We start from the raw sequence: 239 nt of genomic DNA on the forward strand, positions 1-239 counted from the left end.
ATTGCCGCCGCCGAGCTGACCCCGGCCAACGTCAATGGTGGTGGCCAGATCGTCGCGGCAGGTGCACTCGACAAACTCGCCGCTTTCGCCGAGAACCCACCGGCGAAGACCCGGGTCATCCCCCTGAAGGTCGCTGGCGCTTTCCACACGGACTACATGGCTTCGGCGCAGCCGGCCCTGGCTGAGCTGGCCCAGCAACTGAGCCCGCAGGATCCGCAGGCAACGCTGCTGTCGAACTT

1 pseudogene is annotated in these 239 nt (G+C 66.5%); it reads left to right on the plus strand.

Annotated features, from left to right (window positions below):
- Positions 1 to 239: pseudogene (locus R2R70_RS22860) on the plus strand (ACP S-malonyltransferase); the annotation flags it as partial.

It is taken from the genome of Cobetia sp. SIMBA_158 (assembly GCF_046566945.1).
GTDB classification, from domain to species: domain Bacteria; phylum Pseudomonadota; class Gammaproteobacteria; order Pseudomonadales; family Halomonadaceae; genus Cobetia; species Cobetia amphilecti.